Here is a 16,867-nt window from a genome sequence, read left to right on the forward strand (position 1 = left end):
GCTGTATATAAAAATTCTTTTTACAAAAGAAAAGATCTTCATAAAACAATTTATTTTAAGTAAATATAAAAGCAATAAAGTATATTGGTCGGATAATAAAAATCGCATACTTTACGTTAGTATCTAGAGTATGTATTTTTTTATGAAATAGGAATTCATCATTGAAGATAAAAGCACGATCAGTTAAAAGGCCAGAATTGCTTTTATAATTTGTTTTAAGCACCCGTAGCTCAGTTGGATAGAGCGCTGCCCTCCGAAGGCAGAGGTCACAGATTCGAATTCTGTCGGGTGCACCAACAATTGTAAAAAAGTATAGTCAATTAGCCTTTTTTTGTTTTAAAACCTATCTGCCAACTCATTTTTGATGATATGAAATATTAGGATGGCTTTTGCATAATTCTTGGAAAAGTGATTATCTAAGATATTCAACGTGATACAAGAAGATTTTATTGAATAAAAAAGATATTTAATTTGATTATTATATGGTTAATAAATGCTTTATGAGATTTCATATGGAGGCTGTATTTTTGAGAAATGAAGCTTTTAGTTTAACGGATTTATGTTGCTGCATGAAGCGTTATGAGGGAATTATCCTGTTTTTTGTTTTATAGCTGATCAATGATGCTATGCATCAAATTTCAAGAAGAATTAAGAGAGAAAATTATGGCTATTGTGCTAAATCTTGAAAATGTTACGCTTCGTGAACTAGAAACTATTTATTGGAACGGTGAAGTAGGCAAACTCCATGATAATACACATGTGAATATTAAGAAGAGAGAAGATCGTATTGCTGAAGTTGTTGCAGGAGGAGAGCCAATTTATGGTAATACTGGTTTTGGTAAATTAGCTTCTGTTAAAATTGATGTAAGCGAAGTAGCAATTTTACAGAGAAATCTTATTTTGTCACATTGTTTCGGTGTTGGAGTGCCTTTAGCCAATAATATTGTGCGTTTGGTAATGACATTAAAGCTTATTTCATTAGGAGAGGGGTTTCATGTGTTTGTCTAGAGATAGTATCTTTGTTGGAAAATATGCTTGCAAATGAAGTAATTCCTATTATCCCTGAGAAGGGATCTGTTGGAGCATCTGGTGATCTTGCTCCCCTCGCTCATAGCCTATTACCTTAGAAGCAAAAGAAGGTATTGCTCTTAAATAATGGAACACAAACATCAACAGGACTTGTTCTTGCAGGCCTTTTTCGTGATTATCCTGCGTTATGTAGTGGATTCCTCGCGGGCGCATTAACAACGAATGCTATTATGGGTTCAACGGATCCATTCCATTCTGATATTCACCTGTTCCGTGGCCATTATAGACAAATTGTTGTATCGCATACACTAAAAAAACTTGCGGAAAGTTCAGTAATTCGGATTGTACATTTGTGTGATGATCACCGAGTTCAGGATCCTTATTGTATACGTTACCAGCAACAGGTTATGGGGGAACATGTTTTGATATTCTTGAAGCAGCAGCAAAAACGCTTATTATTGAAGCAAATGCAGTTACGGATAATCCTGAAATAGGATCAATTTTTCAAAGACGCGTTGCTCTTATGGTGTGTCCAGTTATTTCTTATGGGATTCCAGCTTTTTTAGCTCAAAATGCGGGTCTCAATTCTGGTTTTATGATTGCTGAAGTAACAGCAGCTGCTTTAATGTCTGAAAATAAGCAAATGGCATATCCTGCATCTGTTGATTCGATACCAACTTCAGCAAATCAAGAAGATCATGTTTCAATGGTTTGCCATGGTGTACGTCGGTTATTTACAATGAGCGAAAATATTTTTAGCATCATTGCCTATTGAAACGCTTGTTGCAGCTCAAGGGATTGAATGCCGCGCTCCATTAAAGACAAGTTCGTTATTACAGTCTGTTGTAAAGCGGTTGCGTGAAAATATTGATATCCTTGAAAATGATCGTTATATGGCTCCAGATCTTATGAGGGGCATTTACTTGTTAATAAAGGATGCTTATTATCTGTTTTACCAGAGAAAATTTTTCCGAAATTGGAACTAAGATAACATCTAATTTTTGATTAATTAGGGAAGAAGAGCGCTTATTTTAAGATTTTTTAGAAGGGTTTTTTGATTCTATAACAGTATTACAAATACAATGTTGCAATGATACAAAATATTTTTCTCATTCTCATTGAGGAGGATAATCTTAATGGTGCTTGCTCCCAGATTTTTTTTTTGCTAAACGCAACGCACGTTAAATTTAAGCACTGTGAGGATACATTAAATAGTGTCATCATGAAAAATTTCTTCATCATAGACAGCTTTTAGATTGTGAGGACAAGAAGGAGATAGAATCTTTTTATGTCCTGTTCCTATCGCGTTGAAAAGTAGGTTACTTTATAACTCAGAAGGTTATGCTGAATTTTTTGTAAAAAGAAGAAAGCAAGATTTTACGACATTGAATTTATTGAAGGCTTTTATATTTTAATTGGCTTCAATGCTTACTTAATTAATGAATTTTATTTTTATGGAGGGGATGGTGGTATTTTAAAGAAGGAAGCAAATGTTAACAAATGAACTGAAACGGGGTATGAGTAAGCGACAAATCATCTTTTTAGCTCTTGGCTCTGCTATTGGAACAGGTCTTTTTTATGGGTCTGCACAGGCAATCAATCTCGCTGGTCCGAGTGTTCTTGTTGCTTATTGCATTGCTGGTTTGGTTATCTTTATGGTTATGCGAGCTCTTGGTGAGATGATTATTCATAATCCGCTTCCTGGTTCTTTTGCTCGTTATGCAGCAAGGTATATATCACCATTGGCTGGATTTTTAACAGGATGGACATATGTTTTTGAAATGATACTTGTTGGCTTAGCTGACATTACAGCTTTTGCAACCTATATGGGGTTTTGGTATCCTGATGTCTCTCCTTGGATATGGGCACTTAGCATTACACTAATTATTACTGGAATCAATTTGGCAGCTGTGAAAGTGTACGGAGAGTTAGAATTTTGGCTGTCTTCTATTAAAATAACAGCTATCGTTGCTATGATCATTTTAGGAATGGCAATTATTTTATATAGTTGGAGTCCAAACCATACTTTTTCTTCTGTTAGCATTCAAAATTTATGGAAAAATGGTGGTATTTTTCCAAACGGTTTGTTCGGCTTTTTAGCTTGTTTTAGTGTTGTTGTTTTTACTTTTGGTGGCATAGAAATCATTGGAATGGCTGTAATGGAAGTTCAGAATCCTTGTCAGACCATCTCAAAAGCAATTAATTCCACTCCTATTCGTATTTTGTTGTTTTATGTTATGGCTTTAGCTGTTTTAATGTCACTTTATCCTTGGAATAAGATTGGTCTTATGCATAGCCCTTTTGTTTCAATTTTTGAAAGTCTTGGAATTACATCAGCAGCTAATATTCTGAATGTTGTTGTTGTTACAGCTGCTATTTCAGCAATGAATAGTGCAATGTATGGTGCTTGTCGTATGATTCATGGGCTATCGCAGGAGGGGTATGCATTAAAAAAATTTCAGTATTTATCAAAAAATGGTATACCAGTTTTTGTTATTTTATTGATTTTATGCATTTTCCTTCTTGGTGTTGTTCTAAATTATTTTTTTCATGATAGACTTTTTTTTCTCATTGCAGCAATGGCGACTTTTGCGACAGTTTTTGTTTGGATGATGATCCTATTTTCTCAGATTTTTATGCGGCTTAAAATGTCTAAAGAAATGCAACATAATTTAAAATTTCCAATACCTTTTTGGCCAATTGGATCAATTTTTTCTATTTTATTTATGATCTTTATTTTTGTTTTGTTGTGGTTTTTTGAGAATACACGAACAGTTTTAATCGTAGGTGTTATTTGGATTTTTTTACTTATTATATGTTTTTATGTACTTAAATTCTATAATTTTAAAAAAGATGCGTGAAAATACAAACAAGGATTATAGCAATGATAAGCAACAGGTAATAATATCCTATATTCTCGATAATAGTTGCTTTATGGTTTTGAAAACGCTTTTGGTTATTATTCAAATATTGTAAAATTTGTACAATAATAATAGTATACACACAGACTAAAAAATCTTTTGCTAATAATAATAAAAGAAAAAAATGTGATGATAATATATCATATTAAATATTACTTATTAAAAATAATTATGTATTAGTTATTTAAATAGAATATATTTTAAATATAGGAATTTAAATTTATAAAAATCTACTTCATTAATCCTGATTTTATATATCAATTTAATAATCAGATAATGCTATCTTTATTTTTTATAACGTTCACATAATAATTATCTCACTTTAACATAAACGACTTTACCTTTTTGGGGTATTACAGAGTGGGATCTTGATGGTATAGGTAAGAGAGTTCTTAGGGTACAGAATGATAAGCATTTATGGTCAGGGTTCAGATAATGAAGCATAGATGCGAACGGGTTAAGAGATTACCTATATGCTTCAAGCGTTTTTCAATTAAAAAAGGGATAAAATCGCACCAGTATAGGACTTTAAGATAGAAAATATGTAAATCCCTATTCCTTTATTAAAAGACAGAAATAACGAATACAAATGGTGGGCGTGACAGGGATTGAACCTGTGACCTCTACGATGTCAACGTAGTGCTCTCCCGCTGAGCTACACGCCCATCCGATGATGCTGCATACACCACATAGAATTACAAACGTCAATGCCTAATTTTATTTTTTATTTAACTAGACACTAACAATTTTAAATATGTCTTTTCAGGCAGCGATAAGTATTTTTTCGACTTCGTTAACTAATTCACGTAAGTGAAATGGCTTAGAGAGCACTTTTGAATCAGGTGGGGTATCACTATTTGAGTTTAATGCAACAGCTGCAAATCCTGTAATGAACATTACTCGTAAGTCAGGATCAATTTCAGTTGCACGCCGTGCTAGTTCAATTCCATCCATTTCTGGCATAACAATATCCGTAAGTAAAAGAGAAAATGGTTCCTCTTGTAAGCGTTCATATGCACTGGCACCATTGTCGAAATCTGCGACTTCGTAACCTGCACGTTCTAAAGCTTTTGCTAGAAAGCGACGCATATCATTATCATCTTCTGCAAGCAAGATTCGTTTCATGATTATGTTCCAATTGCTCCATTCGTCAGAGTTTTTTCACACTTTTCCGTACAATACAGCGTATTTATGAAAAAAGCGATAACATGCTCATAATTAGAATGAATGGTAAAATAGTTAATTTTTTCGTATTTATAAAGGATATAGAATATTAATGTTAAGTTTCTTAAATCTAAAGTACGTATGATTTAAAAAAAGGGAAATAAAAATAAGATTATTCAGCAATGCAATAAAAATACGATTTAAAGTTTTGTTTTGATAGCTATGTACGATTATAATCATATTACAGAGTGTTACATTATGGATTTTCTATAAGAAATGAATGCATCAAATGCTGCCCAAAATTGTTTTTTATAGCGTTCTCCGTGTATGATCGCGCTAAGCTCAGCACCTACAATTGTAATGCTGTCTGTTAGATGTGTATTCTGGCATAATCTTCTTCCTTCAACATTATTTGCAATATTGTTTTTATTGGCTAGGACAAATAGTGTGGGAATTCTTAAGCGTCCATCAAGTATATTTTTTTTTACAATACTAATTGCATTCAGTGTTGATGACATCCATCGGAATGTTGGGGTAGGTAACAAAAAATTAGAAGATAAAGACATCTCATTGGTATATTGGAATTGCATATTTTGTTGTTTTAGTTGTTGTCTGCCTTTAGCTGGCAGAAATCCAAGACCTACATCAGAAAAAAATTGCATCAATTTGTGTTGAAAGCTGTTTGCTTTATAGCCGAGTGGAGCAAAAAGAGGAGAAACGCAGAGCATTTTATTAAAGAAATTGTTAACGATATCCAATCCGCTAAGAGCTATCAAGCCTCCCATGCCGTAGGCTAATATATAATAGGGTGGGGGACAGTTAGGATACACGATATTTTGAAGAAATTTATCTAAATCATTGATATTATTATTGATATTAAAATATTTGTGCCAATTTTGTTTCGTTGTGTTAGTATGCGATACTTCTCGACCAAACCAGTCAAATATTGCGGTGTAAAAACCGCGCTTAGAAATTTCACTCATTGGCAAAAAATATTCTTCTATAGCATTTACATAACTTTCTAGAATAACAACTGTCCCTTTATAGCTTTCTGTTTTAGGGCGTGTTATTGCAAAACGAATTTCACGATCAATGGCTATTTCAAAGCAGCTATTATGGATGTTGAAAAGGGGTAAATTCTGATCTCTGAAGTAATGAAGAGGTGTTTTCAATTGACATCCTTTACAGTGTATTTTCTACCATTTAGTGCAAGATAACGCAAAAAGAAGGCTTTAATTATAATGAATGTGCAAGAGAAAAGATTATATTTTTTTGTATGTTTTTACAAATAAAAACACAAAAGAGTTGAAATAGGAAAGAAGGATTACCAAATAGACGGTGTGGTCGCCATAATGGGGCTGCTGGTTCATGATGAAGTTTGCATTTGGAACCCCCTTTTGTGAACCAAAGGTAATAGTCGCTCTAAAGGAGGGCAATATTATGCGTCAAGTAGATTTTTCACCATTTTATCGTTCAACAGTAGGTTTTGATCATCTTTTTAATAATTGGTTTGATTCCAGAACACAGCCTGACGATATTTCTTCTTATCCACCGTATAACATTGAGCGTTTAACAGAAGATTCTTATAGAATTTCTATGGCTGTTGCTGGTTTTTCTCAGAATGAAATTGATATCGAAATGCATCGTAATTTACTTGTCATTAAAGGAGAGAAAATTTCTGAAAATGATGATGAAAAACGAGAATTTCTTTATCGAGGCATTGCTTCGCGCGCTTTTGAGCGGCGTTTTCATTTGGCTGATCATGTTAAAGTTACTGGAGCAGAACTTTGTGATGGTCTTCTTCATATTCAGCTTAAAAGAGAAATGCCAGCTGAGCTAAAACCAAAAAAAATAGCCATTCATGCATCCCCATATGTAGTAAAAAATAGCAAAGAACAAAATGTGTGTGCAGAAAGCTTAGAGATTGAAAAAGCTTAGAAATTGTAAACTTGTTTAGATAACAAAGCAGCGCGAGATACAGATCTCGCGTTTTTATTACTCCCGTAAAGAAGAGTTTCGATTATTTCTGTACAAATGCATAACAATTATTTTGTTGTGTCATTGTTATGAGTCGGAAGAAGTTTTAAAATCTCATATATTACATAACAATAAGCACTTGGTCCAGAGAAACATTATGCTTTTCATTTTCCGATAAATTGTTTTTTTAAATGGTCGGAGCGGCGGGATTTGAACCCACGACCCCTTGACCCCCAGTCAAGTGCGCTACCAAGCTGCGCTACGCCCCGATCCGTGTAAAATGACTAAACAAGCATTTTTTTAAAAGCAAGAAAATAAGACATCAAAATTTAAAATATTTTTCTTTCTATTTTAAGGAGAAGCTGTAAAAAACAGCACTTTTATAATGCGATAATTTTTTATCGATTATTGAGTTATTAAGTTTAATCATCTGAGTACTGATTTAGAATCAGTTCCTTATCTACCATGTGAACAAAAAAAATAAAACAAAGTTTTATAAATGCATTGTCAGGAATAAAGACTAAAATGTAATAATATTTTAGTTTATTTACCATTATTTTATTTTAATATGTCGTGCTGAAAAATTGTAAATGTAGTTGCTTAAGGTTCTTATTGAGCAAGGAAAGAGTAAAAAATGAGCCGTTTTTCTGTGATAGAATTGACAGAAGCAGCAATTGATCGTGTTAAAGCCATTATGGATGAAAAAGATGCTTATGGTATTCTTCTTGGTCTTAAGAAAGGTGGGTGTGCTGGTATGGAATATACCGTTACTCTTGTAAAAGAGAAGATTCCAGATGCTGATGTTGTTGAAATTGATGGTGCTCGTGTTTTCATAGCTAAAGATGCAGTGTTATTTTTATTAGGAACGCAGGTGGATTATGAAATGACAACACTTCGTTCTGGATTTGTATTCAAGAATCCTAACCAGGTTTCAGCATGTGGATGTGGTGAATCGGTAGAACTCCGCCAAAAATTACAAAACTAGTTAAACAAAATTACGTTTCGTAATATTTTATTTAGTAATATAACTTTTTTGCATATCAAGATATATTATTATTAAGATTTTTTAATACCAAAACAATTTCTAATAGTTTTTCCATCAATAATTATGATTTTACCAAAAATATTACTATGTCTCATCGATAAAAAAACTCTCCTCTTTTTTTAGAAAAGAAAGCCTAATTCATAACTTGTTGCTTTTTATATAAAAAATAGTTTACAGTATATGAGATGATGAATTTTAAAGTTTTAAAAATTCTATTTTAAATTCATTGATTCGACTCTAAATTTTATTTCTATTCGCAGCAAGAACTGCGAGAACTGTCATATTAACAACTCCCCGTGAAGTCACTGAGGGTGTGAGTATATGAGCAGGACGTGCGGCACCAATTAAGATCGGGCCGACATGAAGTGCATTTGTTAAACTTTTCAATATATTAAGCGTTATATTTGCAGCATCAAGCGTTGGAAAAACAAGCAGATTTGCTTCTCCTTTAAGCCGTGAATCAGGGAAAACACGATCACGAAAAATCTTGGAAAGTGCTGCATCACCGTGCATTTCTCCATCAGCTTCTAAATGTGGATATGATGTAGTAAGAATCTCGGTTGCACGGCGCATTTTACGTGCACTTTCTGTGTTTTTAGAGCCGAAGTTTGAGTGTGATAACAATGCTGCTTTTGGTGTTATACCAAATGCTTCAACTTCTTGAGCTGCTAGTACTGTCATTTTTGCTATCTCTTCGGCTGAAGGATCTTCATTAACATAAGTATCTGTGAGGAAAAGGGTTCCGCGCGAAGAGATAAGAAGACTAACAGCAGAAAAATGACTAACCTTAGGATCTAGTCCAATAATTTGTTCAATTAGTTCAAGGTTACGCTCAAAACGTCCTTCTAACCCGCAAATCATAGCATCAGCTTCGTTACGCATAACAGCTAACGCTGCAATTGCTGTCGTTGACGTTCTGACAATCGTTTTGGCGACGTCAGGTGAGACACCACGTCTCCCTGTGTAATGAAGAAATAAATTCACATAGTCACGAAAGCGCGGATCATCTTCTGGATTTATGAGCTCAAAATCTGTACTATGACGAATTTTTAAGCCAAAGCGTTTTAATCTTGCTTCCACCACGTGTGGGCGACCAATAAGAATTGGAATTGCAGTTTTTTCTTCAAGAACAATTTGTGCAGCACGAAGCACGCGTTCATCTTCTCCATTTGCAAAAATAACACGCTTGCGCTTTGCTGTTTTAGCTGCTGCAAAAACGGGTTTCATTGTTAAACCAGAACGGAACACAAAGCGATTGAGGATGTCATGATAAGCGGCCATATCTTTAATTGGTCGCATTGCTACACCGGTTTCCATTGCTGCTTTGGCAACAGCAGGAGCAATACGTAAAATCAGGCGTGGATCAAAGGGTGATGGAATTAAATAATTTGGTCCAAAACTTGGTGGTTTTTTTGAATAGGCACGTGCTGCTATATCCGAAGATTCTTCACGAGCTAGAGATGCAATAGCATAGACTGCCGCTGTTTTCATTTCTTCATTAATTGCAGTAGCTCCGACATCTAATGCTCCACGAAAAATATACGGAAAGCAAAGGACATTATTAACCTGATTGGGATAATCAGAGCGTCCTGTGCAAATCATGGCATCAGGCCGAGCAGAACGTGCTTCTTCTGGCATAATTTCTGGTGTTGGATTAGCAAGTGCTAAAATTAATGGGTTAGGAGCCATTTTTTTTAAATGTTCTGGCTTCAAAACACCACCTGCTGAAACACCCAGAAAAATATCAGCATTATCAATGATTTCTGACAACGTTCGTGCATTAGTTTTTTGCGCGTAACGGATTTTCCAAGGATCCATAAGCGTTTTACGTCCTTCATAAACAACACCATCTAGATCGCTTAGCCAAATATTTTCTATTTTTGCTCCAAGGCGAACCAAAAGATTAATACAAGCTAAAGCAGCAGAGCCTGCGCCAGAAGTAACTATTTTAGCATTTTCAATTTTTTTCTCAGCAAGATTTAATGCATTTAATATAGCAGCAGAAGCAATAATTGCAGTTCCATGTTGATCGTCGTGAAAAACTGGAATATTCATTTTAGCACGAAGTTTTTCTTCTATTTCAAAACATTCTGGAGCTTTTATATCTTCAAGGTTAATACCACCAAATGTTGGTTCTAGTGCTGATATGGTTTTTACCATTTGTTCAACATCAGGTGCATCAAGTTCAATGTCAAAAACATCAATATTTGCAAATTTTTTGAATAAAACAGCTTTTCCTTCCATAACTGGTTTTGAAGCAAGTGCTCCAATATTTCCTAATCCAAGAACAGCAGTTCCGTTTGATATAACAGCGACTAAATTAGAACGAGAAGTATATTGAGCTGCGAGATTTGGGTCTTCATGAATTGCTAAACATGGTGCAGCAACACCAGGAGAATAAGCAAGTGCTAAATCACGCTGATTGTCGAGAGGTTTTGTTGCTTGGATTTCTAATTTTCCAGGTTTAGGATACTGGTGATAAAAAAGAGCTGTGCTATCGAGTTCAGTTTTGAGTAAATTAGAGTTGTTATTCTTTTCTGTAGACATTTTTCTGATATCCAGACTAATATAAATTTATTGTAATCTTCGAGATCTTTGAGAGAGTTCTATTCACTAACATTCGACTGACGTGAATGAAAAAACGCTGATATAAGCGATTTCTGGATTATCAAATCAACTTTATAGATCACGTTGGCTGCATGAATTAGCAGTTTCACTGATATTGGCATTATTATTTTATCTTTCTTTTGTAAAATTTTGCAAAATTATAATAATATCATTATTGATTATCACATTACCAATCTGTTATTTTTTTTGCAATATTTTCAAAATAGAGAGACCATACAAAAGATAGGTTAGCTTTTTTTTCAATGATCATTTCATAGGCAGGGGAGACACTTTTAATTTGATAAACAAAACCAAAATTTATCTAACACCTATATACTAAAATTAAGAATAGAAAAGGAGACAGCAGTGGTAAAAAGAAATTTAGAACATCACCCATGTCGACCAAAATCTCCAAGGCCACACTTGTAACAATCCTGCATCAATTATTTATAAAAACTTCAATATATAATTTTTGTATCTTAATACAGTAAATAAAAGTAGAACAGCTTCTTTTTGTTTTGACTATCTATCTTTTATCACTGAATTCGTCCACTTGCATGAGCAAGCATAGTATAAACCTTTCCGGTATTAGATATCAGATATTTTCGAATTGAGCTGATATCACCAGAATTTCGAGATACATCATGTAATAATTTTTCAAAATCCACAATATACATATCAACAGAACGCTTAAAATCAACATCACAAGCGTATTTCTTTCTGATCTTTTCAAATATTATTTTGCCATTTGAGGTATAAAGTTGTTCCTCCACAATATTAATTTGTCCGCGACGATAATGATTCCATAACTCAACAACGGCGTCATGATTAATTGCTTGTAATATGCTGATTGCGAATGAACTAAGCGATCCACCTGTGGGACGTGTCTTCGTTTGTGCCGATGAAAAAATAGGATCATTAATGGGTTCCTCATACAACTCTTCTTCACGCGAAACTCTTTTCAGGAGATTTGATACCCATTTATTTTGCCTTTTTTTGCTTTGCTCTTGTTGCAAACTAGGCTTAGGAGGTACTATTTTTTTAGCCTTTTCGTGAACAGTACTATACTTCCTATTAGGAATTGGTGAGGAAAAAACATCCGGTACAAATTTATTCCGCAAGATTTGTTTATTATTTTCTCGTTCTTGTGCAATATTTGAAAAATCTTCTAATGGAGCAATTTGTTCATTTGTGGTGTTGCAAATAGCTTTTGTTGTCTCTCTTGTTTTTTCAGGAAATTTTTGAATATTTTCATTTATATCATTATTAATTTTTGAAAATTCAGAACGAATTTCATCAGCTGAGCGGCGTATATCCTCCGCTGCTTCTGCAAAGCGTGTTGAAGCTTCCTGAATCACATGATTAAGAGATTGTTGAAATGAATGTGCAGAATTACGTACATTTTCATCAGTGCGTTCAGACACTATATTAAGAATATTTTCATAATAGCCAACAAGCTGGTTTATTTTTTCAGTTTTTAAAACAAGATCATCACTTAACGCAGATAAAACTTTATGTTTTTCTTCAAGCGTAACGCTGAGAGTATTTTCGGATTGTGAAAGAACATGAACAGTTTCAGAAAGAGTTTTAACATGTTCACCAAAATTGCTGGTTATATGACCAATTTTCTCAAATGTATTTTTTGATAATCCTTGTAGAATTTCTACATTGTTGTCAAGTGTTTGACTTGAAGATGACAAACTTTCTGCCATTCGATTAGTATTGTGAAGAAAATTATTTGTAGTTTTATCAAAATGACCTTCAATATTTTGAACTGCTGATATCAAAATATTGCTGCTATCATGGATGTTATAGATTGACTGGTTCAATTTTTTTAAGGTAGACGAGACGTCATTGACAAGATTTTCTTTCACAGTCATTACAGCTTGAATGGTTTCAGAATTAGCTTGTTCTAAGGCATTTACTAAAGATTTGTTATGCTCATGAATTCTTTGCTCTGCATTTTGTGTTGATAAGGACAATTGCTCACTAACATGCTGTGTTAAATAGTTAATTGATTCAGTCGTATTCTGAGCTGTTTGATTCAGAGAATTAGTTAATTCTGTTAATTTTTTAACGTGCTCCGAAATTTTATTCTCTGTCTGACTTTTGGCTTCTTCTAAGCGATTACTTACTTCAGAAATCTGGTATCCTAAATTGTTTTTAAGATCCTCCATGGAATGGTGCAAAATATTACAACGTTCGCTCAACACTTGTTCAATTGCTGTGGCAGAAGTGAGAATTGTTTCATTCAACAACGTTTGTGCATTATGACCTGCCATCGTAAAAGCTTCTGCAGTATGAGCTGTCTGCTCAGACAGAACAGACAGAACTTTTTCACTGGTCTCATAAACGGTTTGTTTAACGTTTGATACAATGCGATTACCAGACTCCGCGATAATGTCTTCTGCTTTCTCAGCAATATGAGCAACAGATGAAATTATCTGTTCACCTCTAGAAGAGAGCGCATCAGAAGCTTCAACAATTTTATTATGCAGATCACTTGTGACGGTATTAACTGAATCCTCTAATGTAGTACGTATATTATCAACACTTGATTCTAGCGCATACTGAACGGCTTGGCTTTGTTCGTTATTAAAAATAATGGATGTTTGTAATGCATCAGAACGTTCTTCAAGAATAGAGGTTTGCGTTTTAACAGCCTCACATACTCGATCAAGCTTTTCAGACAATGTTTCTTCTAATGTAGAGGCACATTCAAAAATCTTGTGGGCACGAATCTCCAAATTTTTGTCAAATGATTCCATATGTTTTCCAAGGGCTCCAAAGAATGTATCATGAGACTGGAACAGTGTATCTTTTAAAACTTCGGTGTGACCTTCAAGATTTTTTATATGCCCTCGAACAGTTTCAGTAATATTTTTATGATTAGAAACAATTGCATTTTCAACTAGATCGATCTGTTGCCTTAATGCCACATCGACACGTATATCACTTTTTTCTATAAGATTATGTATTGTTTCCATACGTTGTTCAAGCGTACGCGCCTGATCTGCGAGAACTTCATTCAGAGAAAAACTGTTAATGGCTAAAGAATCACGTAGAGCATCAGCACGAATATCAATATTTCTAGCCTGCGCTTCTAAGGCATCTTTTGTTGTATTGCAGCTTTTTGCGATAATTTCCTGCAGTTTTTCTGTACATTGAACTATACTTGTAACATGATTATCGGCATGCTTATCAAAGATTTGAACATTTCCTATTAAGACATTCTCGATGTTTGAGGTATTTTGAGCTAGGATATCAATCTGATTGCTTAATGTATCGGCGATTTTGTTTTTTCCTTCATCGAGTACATTTGCTATCATTGCTCGTTGATCAGCAAATTGAGATTTAAAATCCCGCGAGCGTTCTTGAACAATATCAACAATTGCATTATCAACATTTTTAATTTCTTCTCTCAGTATTTCTTTACTTTTGTCAATTGCAGAAAGGATATTGTCGCGTCCATTTGTGAAAGCATCATTAATATCCGACGTTCTTTCTCTCAAGCTTTTATTAATTTGCAATGTGTGAGATTCCAAGAAATTACCTAATTTTTCAGCATTTTCTTTTAGGTCTTGACTGCGATTAATAAAGGACTCGATTATAGACTCACTATGTTCTCTGAGAGAAAGATCAACAGTTGCTAAACGGCTTTCAAAAGCTTTTATTGCTTCTGAAGTTATGTCATCAAATTTAGAAGAAAGTTTGTATGCTCGCTTGCCAAGCTGTTCGATTTTGTCGTCAAGCTTTTGCAAAGATTGATTATTAAGATCAATAATTCTCTTATCTAATGTTTTAAATTTTTCATCGACGTTGTGCAAAGTTTGATCTGTTGCAGCTTGTATATGCGTTGCAATTTTAGCGATTTGCATTTCAGCTTTGACTGCCGTTTCACTAAAGGTTCTTTCTATTTTTTTTTCATTATTACCAAGATGTTCTGAAAAATTATTAACTTTTTTCTCGAGATCATAGAAAAATTCTGTGTTCTTTTGTTGAATTTGTGCTGTTGTTTTATTAAATTTTTCAAAAAGATCATTCGTTACACCATCGCCTGCACAAGAAAGTTTTGCAACAAGATCTTCTCCTTGCGCTTGCAATGTTTGAGAAAGGGTTTTTGCAAGCTTTCCAACATTAGTTGCAATTTGCGATGTGACTAAACCAAATTCATCACTTAGCTGTTCTTGCGTTCCTTTGATCGTTGATTGCACACGGTCAGCATGGTTTAATATAGCCATACGTTCATTACTCAGTTCTTTTATTAGCGCATGCATGCGTGATTCATTTTCAGCATAAGCTTGTTCTAAACTATGAACTTCACCTTGTATGATAGCTTCAAGTTCGACGGCACGTTTGAGGGTACGCTCAATTCCCTCATTCATTGCGGCAACTTCTTTACGGACAGCTTGTCCTATCGCGACGGTTTGTTTTTCAGATATAATTTGTGGCTCACTGAGGCGTTGTGCAGCATTTGCCATTAAAATAGCAATATTGTGCAATTCATTTGAACGCTTGGTCAATTGAGAAAATCCCCAAGATATAAAAATAGGAACTGCTGTTCCTATTGCTACAGCCAATCCAGTTGGAGATGTAAAAAAGGAAGAAAAATTTGATAAAGAACTAAGTCCAGCGGGAGCTAGCTTATGAGCAATAAAGATACCTCCTACTGCCCATAACGCACTGAGAGCCGTTGTGCTCCAGTAAATCCGTGAAATAGAGTTTTGTTGTGATAGCTCAAAATTTATGGGGAGGGTTGTATCATCATTGGCGGCGAGAAGTTGTTTAGACAACAACGTACTATGTACAGTTCCTCCAGAAAGATCAGTTTCATGTTTTTGAGTAAAAGGTTTTCCAGAATCCGATTCATTAGCGACGGTTTTATTTTCAATCTGCAAGGTAGGCGTTGAAACATCATTTTCAGTAAAAATATCTTCTTCTGGCATCGTAATTTTTTGAACCAATTCATCTACATTAATAACATTCTTTGAATCACTTAGTGATATCGTTTCGGATAACGTGTCATTAAAATCAGAATCCATAGCTTTTGCCAGAGCTTCTTCAACTTCAATTTCAAACGTTTGTAATTTGGTTCTACGTGCCATACTTGCCTCGTACTTTACAGAAGGAAAAGAATCCCCGTTCCTTTTCAGACATTGTCACATACTAGCTGTTAATTATTTAGAAAGGAATACGTTCAAGGCAAAAATTTGAAAACTTATAAAGATAAAGTTAACGTGGATTTTGCTATCTATACAAATATGATATAAAATATAATAAAAACAATTAAATAATAAATTACAAAAAAACAAAAAGGCTGTTTACAATTTTATTTTATGGGTAAAATCAGAGGCTTTTTATGTTCGAATTTGTGATGTTTTGATTTTCTTAGAAATTATGATCATTTGAAATGTTTTTGGAGTACAGTCACATTTACACACAGGATCTCATGTATATATATCTTAGCGTAATTTGATTGATAAATTGACGATTTGTACTCATTTCTGTTAACTTTAAGTTGAGAGATTGGATACTGACCTTCTTTCAAAAGATTCATATTATTTTAAATGCGTGAAGTTTTATTTTATCTCAGATAAGTATCAGAATTTTTGTACTTTTTTGTCAAGTTTATATTTGACAAAAAAGTATAAAAGGTAAATGTCAGAAAATTTTCATATCTGATGATTTATTTCGTTACATATGATAGCCATTATTAGAAATGATGTTTTTGTTATCGATGATAGGCAGTATTTATTAAATTTTAATACTGTAACGTTGACAATTATGCATTTTTCATTCGATATGCATGTATGGATATTTAATACAATTCGAGATAAAGGTGTAAAAATAATGCCAGAACGATCACAACACCTGCAAGATATATTTTTAAACACAGTGCGTAAGAAGAAAATTTCTCTTACAATTTTTCTTGTTAATGGCGTTAAATTAACAGGAATTGTAACGTCATTTGATAATTTTTGTGTTCTTTTGCGTCGTGATGGACATGCGCAACTGGTCTATAAGCACGCTATCTCCACAATCATGCCTGGGCAGTCTGTCCAGATGTTTGAAGGTGAAAATTCTGAATAAATAAGCCACATTAATTGTAGATTTCTTATCACCT

General features: G+C 33.9%; 9 protein-coding genes, 3 tRNA genes and 1 pseudogene. 7 read left to right on the top strand and 6 right to left on the bottom strand.

Going from position 1 to position 16,867, the window contains the following annotated elements; genetic code table 11:
- Positions 1-219: 219 nt before the first annotated feature.
- The 4 genes and pseudogenes from V4P54_RS01975 (at position 220) to V4P54_RS01990 (ending at position 3,890) form a co-directional block, all read left to right on the top strand.
- Positions 220-296, top strand: a tRNA-Arg gene (locus V4P54_RS01975).
- Between the two features lie 367 nt (positions 297-663).
- Positions 664-1,523: pseudogene (locus V4P54_RS01980) on the top strand (aromatic amino acid lyase).
- Positions 1,412-1,804, top strand: coding sequence for an aromatic amino acid lyase (locus tag V4P54_RS01985; RefSeq protein WP_455477479.1), 393 nt, complete (start codon positions 1,412-1,414; stop codon positions 1,802-1,804). The pseudogene V4P54_RS01980 and the gene V4P54_RS01985 overlap by 112 nt, the downstream one beginning before the upstream one ends.
- 715 nt (positions 1,805-2,519) lie before the next feature.
- On the top strand, positions 2,520-3,890 hold the full coding sequence (locus V4P54_RS01990) for an amino acid permease (protein ID WP_455477480.1): 1,371 nt from the start codon (positions 2,520-2,522) through the stop codon (positions 3,888-3,890).
- A gap of 650 nt (positions 3,891-4,540) precedes the next feature.
- Here V4P54_RS01990 and V4P54_RS01995 read toward each other — a convergent pair.
- The 3 genes from V4P54_RS01995 to V4P54_RS02005 all read right to left on the bottom strand — a co-directional run bounded on the left by V4P54_RS01995 (position 4,541) and on the right by V4P54_RS02005 (position 6,286).
- A tRNA-Val gene (locus V4P54_RS01995) sits at positions 4,541-4,615 on the bottom strand.
- 97 nt (positions 4,616-4,712) lie between these two features.
- Positions 4,713-5,075, bottom strand: coding sequence for a cell cycle two-component system response regulator CpdR (cpdR, locus tag V4P54_RS02000; RefSeq protein WP_455477481.1), 363 nt, complete (start codon positions 5,073-5,075; stop codon positions 4,713-4,715).
- 290 nt (positions 5,076-5,365) lie between these two features.
- Positions 5,366-6,286 (bottom strand): serine aminopeptidase domain-containing protein, encoded by a 921-nt coding sequence (locus V4P54_RS02005; protein ID WP_455477482.1) that lies wholly within the window; start codon positions 6,284-6,286, stop codon positions 5,366-5,368.
- A gap of 268 nt (positions 6,287-6,554) precedes the next feature.
- Here V4P54_RS02005 and V4P54_RS02010 point away from each other — a divergent pair, with 268 nt between their 5' ends.
- On the top strand, positions 6,555-7,052 hold the full coding sequence (locus V4P54_RS02010; protein WP_455477658.1) for an Hsp20 family protein: 498 nt from the start codon (positions 6,555-6,557) through the stop codon (positions 7,050-7,052).
- Positions 7,053-7,283: 231 nt separating this feature from the next.
- Here the strand turns inward: V4P54_RS02010 and V4P54_RS02015 are convergent.
- Positions 7,284-7,360 (bottom strand) — tRNA-Pro (locus tag V4P54_RS02015).
- A 365-nt stretch (positions 7,361-7,725) separates the two neighbouring features.
- On the opposite strand from V4P54_RS02015, the gene V4P54_RS02020 reads away from it, so the two are divergent.
- A complete protein-coding gene (locus tag V4P54_RS02020; RefSeq protein WP_455477483.1) occupies positions 7,726-8,076 on the top strand; it encodes an iron-sulfur cluster assembly accessory protein in 351 nt (116 codons plus the stop codon).
- 297 nt (positions 8,077-8,373) lie between these two features.
- On the opposite strand, the gene V4P54_RS02025 is transcribed toward V4P54_RS02020, so the two are convergent.
- Entirely contained in the window at positions 8,374-10,683 is a 2,310-nt protein-coding gene (locus tag V4P54_RS02025) for an NADP-dependent malic enzyme (protein WP_455477484.1), read from the bottom strand.
- 596 nt (positions 10,684-11,279) lie between these two features.
- Positions 11,280-15,848 (bottom strand): hypothetical protein, encoded by a 4,569-nt coding sequence (locus V4P54_RS02030; protein ID WP_455477485.1) that lies wholly within the window; start codon positions 15,846-15,848, stop codon positions 11,280-11,282.
- Between the two features lie 745 nt (positions 15,849-16,593).
- On the opposite strand from V4P54_RS02030, the gene hfq reads away from it, so the two are divergent.
- Positions 16,594-16,833: an RNA chaperone Hfq gene (gene hfq / locus V4P54_RS02035; protein WP_455477659.1), complete on the top strand. Its 240-nt coding sequence runs from the start codon at positions 16,594-16,596 to the stop codon at positions 16,831-16,833.
- Positions 16,834-16,867: the final 34 nt, after the last annotated feature.

The sequence above is a fragment of the Bartonella sp. B41 genome (genome assembly GCF_053795765.1).